The following is a 17,500-nucleotide window of genomic DNA, read 5'->3' on the forward strand; positions in this document are numbered from 1 at the left end:
TTGGATGCAGCGATTAGCGAGCTTTGGCGCAAAGTGCTTGCCAAGATAGAAAAATCGCTCAGTAAACCAAGCTTTGATACCTGGCTAAAGGCGACCAAAGCGACCACACTGGAAGAGGACGCGCTGATCGTCGTCGCACCGAACGACTTCGCTCGTGATTGGCTGGAAACCCGCTACTCTCAATTGATCACTGATACACTCTATGAGGTAACCGGCGTCAATATGAAAGTAAAATTCGTGGCCATGCAAAATCCGGATGCCGTCTTAAGCGATGATCAAGCGGCACCCCGCGTAAAGGTGACTGCCCCTCCCGCAAACAGTGACGACCAACCTCCCAGCATACTTAACCCGAAATACACCTTTGATACCTTCGTGATCGGCTCGGGGAACCGCTTCGCCCATGCGGCATCGCTCGCCGTGGCGGAAGCACCCGCAAAAGCCTATAATCCGTTGTTCATTTATGGAGGAGTCGGGCTGGGCAAGACCCACTTGATGCATGCTATCGGCCATTATGTCATCCAGCACAATCCTCAGGCGAAAGTCGTTTATTTGTCGTCTGAGAAGTTTACCAACGAATTTATCAATTCGATCCGTGACAATAAGACGGTAGAGTTTCGCAATAAATACCGCAGTGTAGACGTGCTTTTGATCGACGACATTCAATTTTTGGCCGGCAAAGAGAGCACGCAGGAAGAATTTTTCCATACTTTCAATGCGCTTCATGAAGAGAGCAAACAAATCGTGATTTCCTCGGATCGCCCTCCGAAGGAGATTCCTACTCTGGAGGACCGGCTCCGCTCCCGCTTTGAGTGGGGATTGATCACGGATATTCAGCCGCCGGATCTGGAGACGAGGATTGCCATCCTGCGGAAAAAGGCGAAAGCGGAAAATCTGGATATCCCTAACGAAGTGATGGTGTACATCGCCAATCAGATCGACAGCAACATCCGCGAGCTGGAAGGCGCCCTGATCCGCGTCGTTGCCTACTCCTCCCTGATTAACCGCGACATTGACACCCAGCTGGCTGCGGAAGCTTTGAAAGACATCATTCCGTCTTCCCGTCCGCGCGTGATCACGATCATCGACATCCAGCGGGCCGTCGGCGAAGAGTTCAACCTCAAGCTGGAGGACTTCAAAGCCAAAAAACGCACCAAGTCTGTGGCATTCCCCAGGCAGATCGCGATGTATTTGTCCCGCGAGCTGACGGATGCCTCTCTTCCCAAGATCGGGGACGAATTCGGCGGACGAGACCATACCACGGTCATTCACGCTCACGAGAAAATCTCCCGAGCGCTGGCCACGGATCCGCAAATGCAGGTCACGATCCAAACTTTGATTGAAAAACTAAAAGCAAACCATTAACCTGTGAATAACAAGAAAAGCCTATACACAACTTACCCACATGTGTATAGGCTATCTTTTACGGTCTACAGGGAGATATCCACAAACCCACAGGCCCTATTACTATTTCTGTTAAAAGATTTATCCTAATAGATTATGTATAAGCGCGATGAAATATTCCGAGTCGCTTATGGATCGAACAAGGGAGGTTCACGTTGATGCACATTACCGTTCAACGCGACAAACTATCCAATGCCGTGTCACATGTCAGCAAAGCTGTTTCCAGCAGAACGACCATTCCGATTTTGACCGGGATCAAGATGAAGGCTGATGAGGAGGGACTGACGCTTACCGCCAGCGACTCCGATGTATCCATCGAAGTATTGATTCCCAAAGAGGAAGCGGGAGAATGGGGAGTTACTGTTCACCAGCCGGGCAGCATCGTTCTCACCTCGCGAATTTTCAGCGAAATCGTGCGCAAGCTGCCAAATAGCGAAATCCACATTCAGGTGGATGACAGACTGGTGACCCAGATTCGTTCCGGCCAGGCAGAATTCACGATTAACGGGATGGATGCCGCGGAGTTTCCCCAATTGCCGCAACTGGAAGAAGATAAAATCTTCAGCGTGCCCAGCGATTTGCTGAAATCAATGATTCGCCAGACTGTCTTTGCCGTGTCTACGTCGGAAATGCGGCCCATCCTGACCGGTTTGATGTGGTCCCTCGACGGCGGACAGCTGAAATTCGTCTCCACGGACAGCCACCGTCTGGCCAGCCGGACCGCCGCTGTCGAATGTGCGGACGAGCTTTCTTTTACAAACGTGGTCGTACCGGGAAAAAGCTGCAATGAATTGGTAAAGATATTGGATGAGGATCAAAATCCGGTGGACATCGTTGTTTCGGACAACCAGATCCTGGTAAAATCGAAGCATATCTTGTTCTACTCTCGCTTGCTGGAGGGCACGTATCCGGATACGGCTCGCATCATCCCGCAGAGCAGCAAAACGGAAATCACCGTCAGCACCAAGGAATTCCTGCAGTCTATTGAACGCGCCTCCCTGCTGAGCCGGGAAGGAAAATCGAACGTGGTACGTCTGGTGACGCTTCCGGACGGCAGCGTCGAGATTACCTCCAACGCTCCGGAGATTGGAAAGGTGACGGAGATCGTCATGCCGAAAGCGATGCAAGGCGAAGAGCTGAAGATCTCGTTTAACGCCAAGTACATGATCGATGCGCTCCGCTCCATTGACAGCAGCGAGATCAAAGCATGCTTTACCGGACCGATGAGTCCGTTTGTCCTGCGTCCGACCGATCACGAGTGGACGTTGCACCTGATTCTGCCGGTTCGCACTTACTAAGAGACGCACCATACAGAAAGGAGCCCATCTATGCGTGAGGTTTCCATTCAGACGGAATACATCGCCCTAGGCCAGTTTCTCAAGCTGGCCGATCTCATTGATACCGGGGGAATGGCCAAAGCGTTTCTCGCCGAGGTCCCGATCCGGGTAAACGGCGAGGTCGACAATCGTCGCGGCCGCAAGCTCTATCCCGGTGATGAAATCACCGTGGAAGGACACGGCAGCTACAAAGTGACCCGCCGCTGAGAGGAGGGCGTACTTCTTGTTTATCAAGAACCTGTCGCTTGCCCATTATCGCAATTACAACAGCCTTTCTCTCTCGTTTGACAGTCCCATCCAACTCTTTATCGGCAACAATGCCCAAGGCAAAACCAATGTGCTGGAATCAATTTATGTCCTCGCGCTGGCCAAGTCTCATCGCACGCCGAGAGACAAGGAATTGATCGGGTGGGGAGCAGACTTTGCCACGATCCGTAGCGATGTTGAACGTCGCTACGGATCGGTTCGCTTGGAACTGCAGTTGACGGGAAAGGGAAAGAGGGCCAAAATTAATGGGATGGAGCAGCAAAAGCTGAGCGCATACGTCGGAGCCCTGAACGTGGTCATGTTTGCTCCTGAGGATCTGGCGATCGTCAAGGGAGCGCCTGCCCAAAGACGCCGATTCATCGACATGGAGATCGGTCAGGTGTCGCCGACGTATCTGTACTATTTGAGCAATTACAACAAGGTGTTGGCCCAGCGCAATACGCTCCTCAAAGACCTGGCGATGAAAAAAAGCCAGTCGCGGGAGATGCTGGGGATTTGGAATACCCAATTGGCGGAATTAGCGGTAAAATTGTTACGGAAGCGTTTTGAGTTTCTGCGCAAACTGGAAGTCTGGGCAAAAGAGATTCACAGCGGCATCACGGATCACAGGGAAGTGCTCTCGCTTCACTATGAAAATTCTTCGCCGGTGACGGAGGAGCAGACGCCAGAGCAAGCGGTGGATGCGCTTCTGGCTGCCTACGAGGATATCTTTGACCGCGAAGTGGCCCGGGGAAGCACGCTCATCGGCCCGCATCGGGACGATTTTTCCCTGCGCGTAAACGATATGGATGTACAGACCTACGGCTCCCAGGGACAGCAGCGGACCAGCGCGCTGTCAATCAAACTGGCAGAAATCGAATTGATCAAAGAAGAAGTGGGAGAGTATCCGGTCCTCCTGTTGGATGACGTGCTCTCTGAATTGGATGAACATCGGCAAACCTTGCTGTTGGAAACCATACAGGATCGGGTTCAGACGTTTGTAAGCACCACGGGTGTGGAAGGCTTAAAACATCAGGTTCTCCAGCAAGCCTCTCGTTATTACGTACGGGAAGGGGAAATCTCCGGGGAAAGGTAGGGGAAAAGGCATGTTTATACACATTGGTGGAGATACTGTGGTCAGCACGAAGGATGTCATTTCCATTTTGGACCATCAAACGATGAAATCGTCGAAGATCAACAAGGCGTTTTTGCATGAAAAGCGCAAGATGGTCGTGGATCATGACCAGGAGGAGACGAAATCATACGTCATCACCAAGGATGCCATTTTTTGTTCGCCTATTTCTTCCCTGACGCTGAAGCGACGCGCTCAGTTCGTGGACAGCTTGGATCAGGTTTCCTTTGTACAAGCTGAAGTGGAGGAGTTGACTAGTAGTGGATCAAGTGACGACGAAAGATAATACAAACTATGATGCGAGTCAGATTCAGGTGTTGGAAGGCCTCGAAGCCGTCCGCAAGCGCCCGGGGATGTATATCGGCTCTACCAGCAGCCGCGGATTGCACCATCTGGTTTGGGAGATTGTGGACAACTCTATCGATGAGGCGCTGGCCGGTTATTGCGATACCATTCACGTGGTCATTCATCCGGACAACTCCATCTCGGTAACGGACAACGGGCGCGGCATTCCCACGGGAATACACGAGAAAACCGGAAAATCGACGGTGGAGACCGTCTTGACTGTGCTTCACGCCGGCGGAAAATTCGGCGGCGGCGGGTACAAGGTGTCCGGCGGTCTCCACGGTGTGGGCAGCTCGGTCGTAAACGCCCTCTCCGAGTGGATGGAAGTAGAAGTCAAACAGAACGGCAAAATCTATTTCATGCGTTTTAACGTAGGGGTGCCGGAAGCGGATCTGGCCGTAATCGGCGAGACGGAAGAGACCGGGACCAAGGTGACGTTCAAGCCGGACCCGACGATCTTTACCGAGACGACAGAATACGAGTATGAGATTCTGCAAAAGCGGATTCGCGAACTGGCTTTCCTCAACAAAGGTCTGAAAATTACGTTGAAGGATGAGCGGCCGGAGCGGGAGAAGGAAGAAACCTTCCACTACGAAGGCGGGATTATTCAGTTCGTGGAGTACCTGAACAAAAACAGGGAAGCGCTGCACGAGGAAGTCATCTACTGCGAAGGGGAAAAAGAAGGCTTGCATGTGGAGGTCGCGATTCAGTACAACGACAGCTACGTCAGCAACATCTACTCCTTTGCCAACAATATCAACACCCACGAAGGCGGCACGCATGAGTCCGGCTTCAAGACGGCGTTGACGCGCGTCATCAACGACTACAGCCGCAAGTTCAATTTTCTGAAAGAAAAAGACGCCAACCTGTCCGGGGACGATGTGCGGGAAGGCATGACCGCCATTATCTCGGTGAAAATTCCGGAGCCGCAGTTCGAAGGACAGACCAAGACCAAGCTGGGCAATTCGGAAGCGCGCAGCATCACGGAGTCCGTATTCGGCGAGCGTTTTACGACCTTTATGGAGGAAAATCCAGGGGTCGCCAAAAAAATCGTCGAAAAGGCTTTGATGGCCGCCCGCGCGCGGGAAGCAGCCCGCAAAGCCCGTGAACTGACACGCCGCAAAAATGCGCTGGAAGTGAGTGCGCTACCGGGAAAACTGGCAGACTGTTCGTCCAAGGACGCCTCTGAATCAGAGCTGTTCATCGTAGAGGGGGACTCTGCCGGCGGTTCTGCAAAATCGGGACGGGACCGTCATTTTCAGGCGATCCTGCCGCTGCGGGGAAAAGTCTTGAACGTCGAGAAGGCCCGCTTGGACAAAACCTTGGCCAACGCGGAGATCCGGGCGATCATCACAGCGCTCGGCACCGGAATTGGCGAGGATTTCGACATCAGCAAAGCGCGCTATCACAAAATCGTCATCATGACGGACGCGGACGTGGACGGTTCCCACATCCGCACGCTGCTCTTGACGTTCTTGTACCGCTACATGCGTCCGCTGATTGAGGCAGGCTATGTCTACATCGCGCAGCCGCCGCTGTACGTGATCAAGCAGGGCAAATCGCTTCATTACGCCTATACGGATCGACAAAGAGACGAGATTCTCGCGACGCTGAAGCCGACGCCGAAGCCGGGCATTCAGCGCTACAAAGGTCTGGGGGAGATGAACCCCGATCAGCTCTGGGAGACGACGATGGATCCCGAGCAGCGCACACTCTTGCAGGTCAGCCTGGAGGATGCGATGGAAGCGGATATGGTCTTCGAAACCTTGATGGGCGACGAAGTGGAGCCGCGCCGCGAGTTTATCGAGCAGCATTCCGAGCATGTGCGGGATTTGGATATTTAATAGCAAACCGGGAAAGCTTGTCCTCTGCAGGGCAAGCTTTTTCCATAAGCCAAGCGTTTTGATCGATGGGAGGAAAGGCGATGTCTCGCACGCACGCTGAAGAACTAGTCGCTTTAAAAGAAATTGCCGGAACGCTTAATGTGTCCAATGATATGTACGATATGCTGCATACCGTTTTGCCCAAACTATTGGAGGTTACCGGGCTGAGAACCGGGTGGATCTTTCTGATGGATGAAGCGGAGCAAACCTATCAATGCGTGGCCGACGCACAGCTGCCTCCTGCCTTGTCCTGGGGAGAGAAAACACCGATGTGTGAAGGAAGCTGCTGGTGTGTGAACAAATTTTGGGACCGAAGGCTTCATCATGCTGTCAACATTATCAACTGCAAGCGGATTGAGGATGCGATGGAATACAAATGGGGCGACACCGAAGGCATCTACCATCATGCGACGGTACCCTTGAAGGCGGGGGAGGAGTGGTTCGGGCTCTTGAATGTGGCGACGCCGGGGAAAACTCATTTTTCTGAAGAGGAACTGGCCTTGCTGGAGTCTGTCGGTTATCAGATCGGAACGGCTTTAAAGCGGACGAGCCTGTATCATGCGGAGCAAAACAGGGCAGAACGCTATGTAAAGCTGGGCGAGATTGGCAGAGAGTTAGGAATTGTCACCGATTTGCACAAGGTCCCTGCCGAGGTGGTCGAGGCAATTGGTCGCCGTTTTCCATGGACATCGGTGTCCTTTTTTATTCCGGAACAAGATCAGCTCTCATTGCGCGCAGTATACCGGGATGAACAGGTCGCGACCAAGTGGCGTACATTTTCGCCGACAGCCATCGAACCGATCGGAGAAGCGATTCGGACAGGGCAAATGGTGAAGGCATCTGCAGGAGAGTGCGGGACCCTTCACGACCAAGGAATACCCAGGTTTCGTCAGGCGATTGCCGTGCCTATCCGATCGCGTATGGAAGTGACCGGCGCATTGTTTTTAACGAGTGCCCGGGCCGCCGATTTCGATGAAAAGGATCAGGAGATCTTGCAGTCATTGGCGGATCACGTCTCTATCACGATGGAAAATGCCCGTCTGTACCAGCAGCGGCGGGAACTGACCAAACTGGAAGAGCGGAACCGGCTGGCACGTGACTTGCACGACTCTGTCTGTCAAAATCTGTTTTCTCTCACCTTGATGGCCCGCGGCATGGAAGCGTTGCTAGATAAGACCGACCCGATGGCCGTCCAGTCCTTGCGGGAGATGCAAAAGCTGACGGAAGATTCGCTAAAAGAGATGCGCTCCCTGATCTGGCAGCTTCGTCCCGAAGGTTTGGAGCAGGGGTTGTTGACGGCATTGCAGCAGTATGGCGAGAAGTTGGGCCTGGCGGTTCAGGAGAAACTGGAAGGCGTTAGCCAGCTGCCGCGCTACATGGAAGAAACGCTGTTCCGGATCGGCCAAGAAGCCTTAAACAACGTCAGTAAGCATGCAGGCGTCAAGAATGCACGAATCTGTCTAAAAGTGACGGAGCGGCAGGCTTTGCTGGAGATTTGCGATGAGGGTGCAGGTTTTTCATGGGGAGAGGCAAAACCGGATTCGCTGGGGATGCTGAGCATGCGCGAACGGGCAGAAAGCGCAGGGGGGCTTTTCAAAATCGACAGCCAACCGGGAAAGGGAACGAACATCTCCGTCTTATTTCACTTGTGATCGATAAAAAGTATGCGCGGAAGAGAGGAATACCGGATGACAATCAAGCTCCTTCTGGTTGACGACCATACGGTGGTACGAAGAGGACTGCAATTTTTTCTATGCACCCAGAAAGATTTCGAGATCGTCGGTGAAGCGCAGGATGGACGGGAGGCAATCCGTCAGGTGGAGCAGCTCCGTCCCGATGTGGTGCTGATGGACCTCGTCATGCCCGTCATGAATGGGATTGAAGCAACAGCTTACCTCAAAGAACATTTTCCCGATGTGAAGGTGCTAGTTTTGACCAGCTATTCCGAACAGGATTACGCCCTTACTGCCCTTCGAGCGGGAGCGGCCGGCTATTTGCTCAAAGATATGAAACCGGACCAGATCGTCGAGGCGATTCGAGGGGCCCACAGCGGAAACATCCAGCTGCACCCCGAGGTGACGCTCAAACTGATGTCCAGCCTTCCCCCTGCCTTACGCCATCCCTACGCTGAGGGCAAACAGAGCTTTGCCCCAAGCCCGCTGGGATCTGGCACGTATCATGGGCCCGAGTCGATCACCAAGCGGGAGCGGGAGGTGCTCGCGCTAATCGCGCAGGGGATGAACAACAAAGAAATCTCTCAGGTCTTGTCCATCGCTGAGAAAACCGTCAAGACGCATGTCAGCAGCATTCTAAGAAAGCTGGATGTGGCAGATCGGACACAAGCTGCCCTCTATGCCGTCAAGCACGGTCTGAATGACAGCTGAGACTAAGACCAAAGTCGTAAGACAAGCATGGTGATGAAGACAGGCTATTTGCGTATAAAATTTACATCTGTCAGCCGAAGAAAGGAATGACTCTCCCGTCTACAATAAGGGTAACGAAGAACAGATTGGAGACAGGGACATGAACATTTTGCTGATAAACGGTGGCGCCAGAGCCGGATCCAGGACACGTGGTTTAACGGAAGTATTTGAGAGGGAACTGCGGGAAAAAGGGATCTCTATCCGTATTTTTGATGTAGGGGTGAATCTGCTTCCGCTCTTTACAGGCAGTAAGGAACAGTTGGAACAGCCGGGTGTACAAAAGCTGATGTCTCTCGCCCAAAAGGCTGACGGCTTTGTGATTTGCACTCCGGAATATCACAATGGGATGAGCGGTTCACTGAAGAATGCACTGGATTTTCTTGGAGGGGCTTACTTCCGCGGGAAGCCGGCCATCATCGGAGCGGCTAGCGGCGGCGGGAAGGGCGGGATAAATGCGTTGAATAACTTGCGGACGGTATTGCGAGGTTTGTATGCGAATACCTTGCCCGATCAAATTGTCGTAGACCCTGACCATTTTGACGGAAAAATGGGACTGAGTGATCCGGCGATGCAGGAGAGGATCCGGCAAATGACCGAAGAATTGCAACGCGCCCTCCTCGCTCATCAAACGGCGTAAACGCGGAAGGGGAGAGTCAACATGGAAATGATAGAAGTGTGTTTAGAAACAGCCCAACTGGCTGAAGTGAAAGACTTTTATCACGGTACGCTGGGATTGGCTTTGCTGGAAGAAGAGGAGAATTCATTTGCAGTACAAGCAGGAGCCACGAAGCTGTGTTTTGTCCGCGGGGAAGGGAACCCCTTTTATCATTTCGCCTTTAACATCCCGGAGAACAAGATCGAGGAAGCCATAGAGTGGCTGGATGGACGGGTAAAGCTGTTGGAGGAAGAAGGAGATACCCTTGTCTTCTTTCCTCACTGGAATGCTCACTCTATTTATTTCCTCGATCCTGCGGGGAATATTGTGGAATTTATCTCCAGGCATAATCTAGCCAATCGGAGGGAAGGGGCATTTACCTCCCAGGATATTCTTTGTGTAAGTGAAATCGGTATGCCGGTAGATGATGTGATGGATACGATCGAGAAAATGCAGACTGTCCTCCAGCTTCCGGTTTGGCGAGAGCCTACCTCCCAGTTCGCTCCGCTGGGTGGAGAGGATGGCTTGTTCATTCTAGTTGCAATAGGAAGAACCTGGTTCATGAGTGACCGAGCCGCACACGCCTATCCCTTGAAAGTGACGATAAAGGGAAAAAGGAATGTCCAGACGTTTGTGAAGTCTTATCACATCAAAGTCTTGGAGGAATCTTCACTCTCCCTCGCGTAAGAATGTTACGATCCTCGCTTTAATGGCATCGCGCACGGTGCGAAAACGGGCCATGACCTCTTCTTCCGTACCAGTCGCCTGTGCCGGATCATCAAATCCCCAATGCCAGCGAATGGCATGTTCGCCGGTGATCGCAGGGCAATGCTCATCGGCATGGCCGCAAAGGGTGATCACGAAGTCGGCGCGGCCGAGCGTATCGGCATCGATCACATCAGAAGTCTGGGTCTGGATATCTACGCCAGCCTCCCTCATCACCTGTACGGCGCGCGGATTCAATCCATGCGCCTGCAGACCTGCGCTTTTGACTTCGTAGCGGTCCCCTCCGAGCGCTCTCATGAATCCTTCGGCTATCTGGCTCCGGCAGGAGTTGCCTGTGCACAGAAAGTAAATCAACGGTTTTTTCTCCATGGCGATATCTCCCTTCACATCCAATTGAAGTCCGATCACAGCCGGGGACGATTGCGACTGCCTCAGCTTTACACTAGCCAATCAGCAGCAGAGACAGGTAAAGCCCCAGCAAGGTCAAAAACAAAGTGGGCACCGTCAGCACAATCCCTGTCCGAAAGTATTGGCCCCAGGTGATGGTCACGCCTTTCCGATACAGGACGTGCAGCCACAGGAGGGTGGCCAGCGAGCCGATCGGCGTTATTTTTGGACCCAGGTCGGCACCGATGACATTGGCGTAGATCAATGCTTCCCGCACCAGTCCGGTTGTTTCGGTCCCTTGAATCGCCAGGGCGTCGATCATCACCGTCGGCAGATTGTTCATCACAGAGGAGAGGATTGCCGACAGAAAGCCCATCCCCATCGTAGCCGCGAAAAGTCCCTGCTCGGCAAACACTTGGATGGCCTCGCCGAGCAGGTCGGTCATCCCCACATTGCGCAGGCCATAGACCACGACGTACATCCCGATCGAAAAGACGACGACGGACCAAGGCGCTTCCCGGACGACGCGCTTGGTCTCCACAGCCGGGCTTCTCCTGGCCGCCAGAAGAAAGAGGATGGCGGCGATGCCAGCGGTGACGGATACGGGAATCGAGACCCATTCGTTCATCAGGTAGCCGATCAAAAGAAGTGCCAAAATGACCCAAGAGAATCGGAACAACCGCTCGTCTTTCAACGCTTCGCGCGGCTGCTTCAGCTCGGACCCGTCATAGGCCGCCGGGATGTCTTTGCGATAGTACAGGTACAGGACCGCCAGACTCGCTCCCAGGGAAAAGAGGTTGGGGAGCGCCATGCGTGCGGCGTACTGAAGAAATCCGATCTGAAAATAGTCGGCAGACACGATGTTGACCAGATTGCTGACGATCAGCGGCAGGGAGGTCGTGTCGGCGATAAAGCCGCTGGCCATGATAAAGGGCAGGACCAGCTTGTCGGGAAAGCGGAGGGCCCGCACTTGGGCCAGGACGATGGGCGTCAGGATCAGCGCGGCGCCGTCATTGGCAAAAAAGGCGGCAACCAGCGCACCCAAGAGGATGACATAGACGAACATCAGGCGGCCGTTTCCCTTGGCCAGCCGGGTCATATGAAGCGCGGACCATTCAAAAAAACCGATCTCGTCCAGCAAGAGCGAGATGAAAATAATGGCGACAAACGCAAGCGTAGCATTCCAGACGATCCCGGTGACCGCCGCGACATCGGCAAAGCTGACAACGCCAAACAGCAAGGCCAAAATGGCGCCGCCGGCGGCAGACCAGCCGATGCCGAGGCCTTTGGGCTGCCAGATGACGAAGGTTACTGTCAAGGCGAAGATCAAAATAGCGCTCCAGATGGCAAACATAAGGTCTCTCCACTCTCTTCCTATTCGCAGGTGACGAAGAATCCCTGCTCTTTTCGTTTGTCAAATTCATGCGAGCAATCAGGCAGGTTCCCCAGCAGGTGAGCGATTTGTTCCAGCCGCTCATGATGGGCGGCGTAGAAAACCCATTGCCCTCTTCGCGATTCGCGGACCAGGTTGGCCTGCTTCAAGCGGCTCATATGTTTGGATATCGCCGGTTGGGATATGCCAAAAAAAGGAACAAGCTCACAGACGCAGCAGCTTCTTGAGCGCAGCAAGGCCATCATTTTCAGGCGAGTCGGGTCAGCCAACGCCTTCAAAACCTGTGCGATCTGGTCGATGTCCATGTTTTCCTCCATTACACCGGCCCTCCTTTATAACCTTATAACTATTTGGCTATTTCCATAATATAGTGGGCGGGACTGTTTCCCGTCAAGATCTCCTCTCCACACCCACAGGAAGGGACGACAGCATGTGCAGGGGCCGCTGATTTTTGTAAAGCAATTCCTTGTGTTGGGGGTTTCTGTCAGTTATACTGGAAATAACACTGTGGTCAGAACCGGAGGGCAATCCATTGAAATTCGTTTTCGTTACGAACCCATCAAATTGCATAGTAACGAAAACATATCGGGTGCTCTAAAACCATCATCATTTGCCATGATCACTTTCAGGCATACAAACGCGAGGGAAAGGTACCGATATGCCGGTGCCTTTTTTAGTATTCCAAGAAAAAGGCTGATGGATGTCCGTGCTTGTACTGACAGGTATGAGGGGCTGACGGACAAAGAGAGCTCGGCAGATCGGAAGCGTTTGGAATACTGGATGTATACGGGAGCGCCGTTTTACGGGCGCTTTTTCCTTTTTGGGAAAAGGCGGGCGTACTGACGGCTTTCGCTTTCTAGGAGAGAGACGTCGATTGTTCGGCGTCTCTTTTTTTCGCTTGTCCGGCTTCTGCCCAAGTGGGGAAAGCGCCTGCTTTCCGCAAGGCATGAAACAATCGCCCGATGAAAAAAGGAGGAATTCCTGGATGTTATTACTCGAAGCGCGCCATGACCGCAAGTTGATTCACCGTCTGGCAGATGCCGTGCTTTGTCTCGATGTGCAGAAGCCGGTTCTCTTTTCCGGCACCTGTCAAGAATATCTGGACCGAAATGAGAAGCCGAAACCGATGCGGGAGGAGGAGCGGCTGGTGTTGGAGACAAGGCTTTCCGATTTGCTCGGCCGCCTGTCTTCGCTCAAGCTGGAGCCGGCGGAGAAGGAGGAGATAGAAAAGCTCTATCGGGAAACCCTAAAACAATTGAAGAAGATAAAGAAGGGCTGAGGCGCAGAGAGTCCAAAGGTTGACATTAAAAAACATTTAAAAACATAATGTATAGGAAGTAACATCGTTATGGATCAGCGGGTCAAACTCAGGGAGGCGTAGTAAAACATGACCGAAACAGAGTCCCTTTGGACGAAAAATTTTATTATCCTGGCGTTAGCCAACTTTCTTTTATTTGTCGCCTTCCAGATGTTGATCCCGACTCTGCCGCTGTTTGTGACGCAGCGCGGAGGCGATCAGGTCGCGGTCGGCCTGGTCATCAGCATCTTTACGGTATCTGCGCTCCTGATCCGTCCCTTCGCCGGAAAAGCGCTGGATTCCATCGGCAGGAAACCGGTTCTCCTGGGAGGCCTCTTTATCTTTTTCCTGTCCGTTTCCGGGTACTACTGGATGGCTACGGTCGCATTGGTTTTACTGGTGCGCTTTGTTCATGGAATAGGCTGGGGGATTGCGACGACCGCCTTCGGAACCATCGCGTCTGACTTGATTCCGGCCAGACGGCGGGGAGAGGGTATGGGCTATTTCGGGATGTTCGGCAATCTGGCGATGGCGCTTGGCCCGATGTTCGGATTATGGCTGGTGAGCGACATCGGGTACGGCTGGATGTTTGCGATTTCTGCCATCCTGACGATCGCGGCATTGCTGATGACCAGATTGGTAGGAATCAGAGAGCCGGATCAGGCGCAGCCTGCAAGCAAGCAGGCGGAGTCTCGGATGCCCCGGACGCAGGGTCAATCGACAGCCGCCCCCGCAGCCAAATCCGGTTCGCTCATGGGCGATCTGGTGGAGCAAAAGGCGCTTTTTCCGTCTCTGTTGGCCCTGTATATCGGCATCACGTACGGAGGGATCGTCAGTTTCATCACGCTTTTTGGCAAAGAGGCAGGGATTGGGCAGGTAGGGCTGTTCTTTCTGTTCAATGCCGTCTTCCTGATGGCGGTGCGCCCTTTTGCCGGGAAATTGTTTGACCGAAAAGGGCATGTCTGGGTGCTGATCCCCGGCGCATTGCTGGCGGGAGTCGGCCTCCTGGTGCTGTCCTACATTTCGACGGCAGCGGGTCTGGCAGCAGCGGCCGCTTTGTTCGGCGCGGGATTCGGCGCGGTTCAGCCCTCCTTGCAGGCGTGGACCATTAACCGGGTGCCGCCGCACCGGCGCGGGGCCGCGAACGGGACTTTCTTTTCCGCCTTCGATCTGGGAATCGGCTTGGGAGCCATGCTGCTCGGGGCCGTAGCCAAAGTGACGGGCTTCTCCCTGATGTATCGGTACTCGGCTCTGATTATCGCGCTCTTTCTGCTCAGCTATCTCATCTATTTGGCGCGAGGCGGGGACAGCCGGGAAAACCAAGAAGAGAGACAATCTGCCTGAAAAAGCTCGCGCAGCGGCCTTCAACGGAGAATTTGGACGGATGTCGCGGAAATATGGTATAATAACGTATTGCGATAACCAGTTGGAGGTTTAACTCTTTATGGCTGAAGAAACAGCTCGGTTTCCCAAAGTTGACATTAGTCATGAGATGAAAGAATCATTCCTTAGCTATGCGATGAGCGTCATTGTCAGCCGGGCGCTGCCGGATGTCCGAGACGGACTGAAGCCGGTTCATCGGCGTATTTTGTATGCCATGCACGACATGGGGCTGACCCCGGACAAGGCATTCCGTAAATCGGCCAACGTCGTCGGGGAAGTAATGGCGAACTACCACCCGCACGGTGACAGCGCCATTTACGAAACCATGGTCCGGATGGCCCAAGACTTCAACATGCGCTATCTCCTGGTCGAAGGTCAAGGAAACTTCGGTTCCGTGGACGGAGACCCGGCGGCAGCGATGCGTTATACCGAATCTCGCCTGTCCAAGCTGGCGCTTGAGCTTTTGCGTGATATTGATAAAGAAACGGTCAATTTCGCTCCCAACTACGATGGACGGAAAGAAGAGCCGGTCGTGTTGCCGTCCCGCTTTCCCAATCTGCTCGTCAACGGTTCTGCCGGGATTGCCGTGGGGATGGCGACCAATATCCCTCCCCATAACCTGACGGAAGTGATCGATGGTGTCGTCGCGATGATCGACAACCCGAATATCACCCTGCAGGAGATCATGAAGATCATCAAGGGACCTGACTTCCCGACCGCAGGAGAAATTCTGGGCTACAGCGGAATCCGCCGCGCCTATGAGACCGGCCGCGGCTCGATTGTCATGCGGGCCAAGACACTGATCGAAGAAGAAAAAGGAAAGCCGCGCATCATCGTCACCGAACTGCCTTACCAGGTAAACAAAGCCCGTCTCGTCGAGAAGATCGCCGAGCTCGTCCGGGAAAAGAAACTGGACGGCATCACCGATCTGCGCGACGAGTCCGACCGCAAAGGGATGCGGATCGTGATCGAGCTGCGCCGCGATGTGGTTCCCAAAGTCGTCTTGAACAATCTGTTCAAGCATACCCAGATGCAAAGCACGTTCGGGGTCAATATGCTGGCGCTGGTAGACAATCGTCCCCGTGTCCTGAATTTGCGGGATATGTTGTACTACTATCTCCAACATCAGCGGGAAATCATTCGCAGACGTACCGAATACGATCTGAAACAGGCGGAAGCACGCGCTCATATCTTAGAGGGGCTGCGCATTGCGCTTGATCACATCGACGAGATCATCAGCTTGATCCGCTCCTCGCAGACCACAGAGGAAGCGCGCGACGGCCTGATGACCCGGTACGGTCTAAGTTATGAGCAGGCACAGGCGATTCTCGACATGCGCCTGCAGCGCTTGACCGGTCTGGAACGGGAAAAAATCGAAAACGAGTACCAAGAGCTTATGGTAAAAATCGCGGAGCTGCGCGCAATTTTGGCCGATGAGGGCAAAATTTACGCGATCATCCGCGAAGAGCTCGAGGAAATCAAAGAAAGATTTGGCGACGATCGCCGCACGGTGATTACCTTTGACGAGGAGAGCATCGAGGATGCCGACCTCATACCGGAGGAAGACGTCGTGATTACGCTGACGCACGATGGCTACATCAAGCGTCTGCCGGTCGCCACCTATCGCTCCCAGAAGCGGGGCGGCCGCGGCATTCAGGGAATCGGCACCAAGGATGACGATTTCGTCGAACATCTCTATATCACGAACTCGCATGATCACATCATGTTCTTCACCAGCAAGGGCAAGGTGTATCGTCTGAAAGGCTACGAGATCCCGGATCTCAGCCGGACAGCCAAGGGGACGCCGATCATTAACCTGATCCAGATTGAAAAAGGGGAGCGGGTCAGTGCAGTTATCCCGGTAAAAGAGTTCAGTGAAGACAGATACCTGTTCTTTGCGACGAAAAAGGGGATTATTAAGAAGACGGAACTGGCCGCCTATGCCAACATTCGAAGAGGCGGACTGTTTGCGGTTAATCTGCGCGAGGACGATGAGTTGATCGCGGTACGTTTGACGGATGGCCACCAGGAGATCATCATGGGTACCCGCAACGGCATGTCTGTCCGGTTCAAAGAAAGCGATGTACGGACGATGGGGCGGAGCGCGACCGGGGTAAAAGGGATCTCGCTGGACGAAGATGATGATGTCATCGATATGGATGTCATTAAGCCGGGGGCAGAAGTCCTCATCGTGACGGCCAACGGCTACGGCAAACGTACGCCTGTCGAGGAGTACCGGCTGCAATCCCGCGGGGGCAAAGGCATCAAGACGCACAATGTGACGGAGCGCAGCGGACACGTCGTCGGATTGAAGGTCGTGGAGCCGGAGGAAGACCTGATGATTATCACGACCTCCGGAATTATTATCCGGACGGAGATGAAAGGCATCTCTGTCATGGGCCGCTACACGCAAGGGGTCAAGCTGATCCGCCTGGCGGAAAATGAACAAGTGGGTTCGGTAGCCAAGGTTCCGCCAAGTGACGAGGATGATCATCAAGAGGAAGGCCCGGACGATTCCGAGTCATCGGAGCACCCGGATACGGAAGCAAAGGTCCCGGGAGCGGATGCGGATGAAAACACCGCTCCGGCAGATGAAGGGAACGAACCAGAAGAGGAAAACGAATAAAGCGCGAATGAGAAGGACTGCCCGTTGTGGCGGTCCTTCTTTATTCATGCGCGCCTTTTTTCCTGTTTGCAGGTTTGAAGTTGTCAACAAATTGGGAAAAGAGTACTATATCAGTAAGAATGAAGATTCGGAGGGTAAGAACCTTGCCCATCATAGAGGTAAAAAGAACGATTGGCGGAGCGACGTTGGCGGAAGACGTTCATACGATGTTGGGAGGCTTGCTCTTTCCCAAAGGGACGACTCTGTACGAAAGAGAGTTGGAGTTT

General features: G+C 53.5%; 17 protein-coding genes (1 of these 17 cut by a window edge). 14 read left to right on the top strand and 3 right to left on the bottom strand.

The annotated features are described in order from the left end of the window. The 10 genes from dnaA (at window position 1) to JD108_RS00050 (ending at window position 10,109) form a co-directional block, all read left to right on the top strand. Complete coding sequence (dnaA, locus tag JD108_RS00005; RefSeq protein ID WP_198828041.1) at window positions 1-1,362, top strand: chromosomal replication initiator protein DnaA; 1,362 nt, start codon at window positions 1-3, stop codon at window positions 1,360-1,362. 197 nt (window positions 1,363-1,559) lie between these two features. Beyond that, the gene (gene dnaN / locus JD108_RS00010; RefSeq protein WP_198828042.1) at window positions 1,560-2,699 is read left to right on the top strand and encodes a DNA polymerase III subunit beta; all 1,140 of its coding nucleotides are present in this window, start codon (window positions 1,560-1,562) and stop codon (window positions 2,697-2,699) included. A 30-nt stretch (window positions 2,700-2,729) separates the two neighbouring features. Beyond that, window positions 2,730-2,945, top strand: a complete 216-nt coding sequence (gene yaaA, locus JD108_RS00015) for a S4 domain-containing protein YaaA (protein ID WP_198828043.1) — start codon at window positions 2,730-2,732, stop codon at window positions 2,943-2,945. Window positions 2,946-2,961: 16 nt separating this feature from the next. Further along, window positions 2,962-4,080 (top strand): DNA replication/repair protein RecF, encoded by a 1,119-nt coding sequence (recF, locus tag JD108_RS00020; protein ID WP_198828044.1) that lies wholly within the window; start codon window positions 2,962-2,964, stop codon window positions 4,078-4,080. 10 nt (window positions 4,081-4,090) lie between these two features. Then, window positions 4,091-4,402 carry an extracellular matrix regulator RemB gene (gene remB, locus JD108_RS00025; RefSeq protein ID WP_198828045.1) on the top strand — a complete coding sequence of 104 codons (312 nt, stop codon included), beginning with the start codon at window positions 4,091-4,093 and terminating at the stop codon, window positions 4,400-4,402. Next, the gene (gene gyrB / locus JD108_RS00030) at window positions 4,377-6,305 is read left to right on the top strand and encodes a DNA topoisomerase (ATP-hydrolyzing) subunit B (RefSeq protein ID WP_198828046.1); all 1,929 of its coding nucleotides are present in this window, start codon (window positions 4,377-4,379) and stop codon (window positions 6,303-6,305) included. The genes remB and gyrB overlap by 26 nt, the downstream gene beginning before the upstream one ends. An 80-nt stretch (window positions 6,306-6,385) precedes the next feature. Beyond that, window positions 6,386-7,996 (top strand): GAF domain-containing sensor histidine kinase, encoded by a 1,611-nt coding sequence (locus tag JD108_RS00035; RefSeq protein WP_198828047.1) that lies wholly within the window; start codon window positions 6,386-6,388, stop codon window positions 7,994-7,996. Between the two features lie 36 nt (window positions 7,997-8,032). Then, window positions 8,033-8,728, top strand: a complete 696-nt coding sequence (locus JD108_RS00040; RefSeq protein ID WP_198828048.1) for a response regulator — start codon at window positions 8,033-8,035, stop codon at window positions 8,726-8,728. Window positions 8,729-8,867: 139 nt separating this feature from the next. Continuing rightward, window positions 8,868-9,404: an NADPH-dependent FMN reductase gene (locus JD108_RS00045; protein WP_198828049.1), complete on the top strand. Its 537-nt coding sequence runs from the start codon at window positions 8,868-8,870 to the stop codon at window positions 9,402-9,404. Between the two features lie 21 nt (window positions 9,405-9,425). Continuing rightward, the gene (locus JD108_RS00050; protein ID WP_198828050.1) at window positions 9,426-10,109 is read left to right on the top strand and encodes a VOC family protein; all 684 of its coding nucleotides are present in this window, start codon (window positions 9,426-9,428) and stop codon (window positions 10,107-10,109) included. Here JD108_RS00050 and arsC read toward each other — a convergent pair. From arsC to JD108_RS00065, 3 genes are all read right to left on the bottom strand, one after another. Next, on the bottom strand, window positions 10,092-10,517 hold the full coding sequence (gene arsC / locus JD108_RS00055) for an arsenate reductase (thioredoxin) (protein ID WP_198828051.1): 426 nt from the start codon (window positions 10,515-10,517) through the stop codon (window positions 10,092-10,094). The genes JD108_RS00050 and arsC overlap by 18 nt on opposite strands. A 73-nt stretch (window positions 10,518-10,590) precedes the next feature. Further along, window positions 10,591-11,889 (bottom strand): arsenic transporter, encoded by a 1,299-nt coding sequence (locus tag JD108_RS00060; protein ID WP_198828052.1) that lies wholly within the window; start codon window positions 11,887-11,889, stop codon window positions 10,591-10,593. 20 nt (window positions 11,890-11,909) lie between these two features. Next, a complete protein-coding gene (locus JD108_RS00065; RefSeq protein ID WP_198829928.1) occupies window positions 11,910-12,233 on the bottom strand; it encodes an ArsR/SmtB family transcription factor in 324 nt (107 codons plus the stop codon). 680 nt (window positions 12,234-12,913) lie between these two features. Here JD108_RS00065 and JD108_RS00070 point away from each other — a divergent pair. The 4 genes from JD108_RS00070 to JD108_RS00085 all read left to right on the top strand — a co-directional run. After that, window positions 12,914-13,207, top strand: coding sequence for a hypothetical protein (locus JD108_RS00070; RefSeq protein ID WP_198828053.1), 294 nt, complete (start codon window positions 12,914-12,916; stop codon window positions 13,205-13,207). A 108-nt stretch (window positions 13,208-13,315) separates the two neighbouring features. After that, window positions 13,316-14,569 carry an MFS transporter gene (locus JD108_RS00075; RefSeq protein ID WP_198828054.1) on the top strand — a complete coding sequence of 418 codons (1,254 nt, stop codon included), beginning with the start codon at window positions 13,316-13,318 and terminating at the stop codon, window positions 14,567-14,569. 100 nt (window positions 14,570-14,669) lie between these two features. Beyond that, entirely contained in the window at window positions 14,670-17,234 is a 2,565-nt protein-coding gene (gyrA, locus tag JD108_RS00080) for a DNA gyrase subunit A (protein WP_198828055.1), read from the top strand. Window positions 17,235-17,377: 143 nt separating this feature from the next. After that, window positions 17,378-17,500, top strand: the beginning of a protein-coding gene (locus tag JD108_RS00085; RefSeq protein ID WP_198828056.1) for an HD-GYP domain-containing protein. Its footprint extends 975 nt past the window's final position; the window shows 123 of its 1,098 coding nt (coding positions 1-123); the start codon lies at window positions 17,378-17,380; its stop codon lies off the right edge, out of view.

Source organism: Brevibacillus composti (assembly GCF_016406105.1).
GTDB lineage: Bacteria > Bacillota > Bacilli > Brevibacillales > Brevibacillaceae > Brevibacillus > Brevibacillus composti.

Coding starts and splice junctions, on each gene's coding strand:
- yaaA (WP_198828043.1), top strand. CDS start 2,730: ATGCGTGAGGTTTCCATTCAGACGGAATACATCGCCCTAGGCCAGTTT.
- gyrA (WP_198828055.1), top strand. CDS start 14,670: ATGGCTGAAGAAACAGCTCGGTTTCCCAAAGTTGACATTAGTCATGAG.
- JD108_RS00075 (WP_198828054.1), top strand. CDS start 13,316: ATGACCGAAACAGAGTCCCTTTGGACGAAAAATTTTATTATCCTGGCG.
- arsC (WP_198828051.1), bottom strand. CDS start 10,517: ATGGAGAAAAAACCGTTGATTTACTTTCTGTGCACAGGCAACTCCTGC.
- remB (WP_198828045.1), top strand. CDS start 4,091: ATGTTTATACACATTGGTGGAGATACTGTGGTCAGCACGAAGGATGTC.
- JD108_RS00050 (WP_198828050.1), top strand. CDS start 9,426: ATGGAAATGATAGAAGTGTGTTTAGAAACAGCCCAACTGGCTGAAGTG.
- JD108_RS00065 (WP_198829928.1), bottom strand. CDS start 12,233: ATGGACATCGACCAGATCGCACAGGTTTTGAAGGCGTTGGCTGACCCG.
- dnaN (WP_198828042.1), top strand. CDS start 1,560: ATGCACATTACCGTTCAACGCGACAAACTATCCAATGCCGTGTCACAT.
- JD108_RS00060 (WP_198828052.1), bottom strand. CDS start 11,889: ATGTTTGCCATCTGGAGCGCTATTTTGATCTTCGCCTTGACAGTAACC.
- JD108_RS00040 (WP_198828048.1), top strand. CDS start 8,033: ATGACAATCAAGCTCCTTCTGGTTGACGACCATACGGTGGTACGAAGA.
- JD108_RS00045 (WP_198828049.1), top strand. CDS start 8,868: ATGAACATTTTGCTGATAAACGGTGGCGCCAGAGCCGGATCCAGGACA.
- JD108_RS00070 (WP_198828053.1), top strand. CDS start 12,914: ATGTTATTACTCGAAGCGCGCCATGACCGCAAGTTGATTCACCGTCTG.
- JD108_RS00035 (WP_198828047.1), top strand. CDS start 6,386: ATGTCTCGCACGCACGCTGAAGAACTAGTCGCTTTAAAAGAAATTGCC.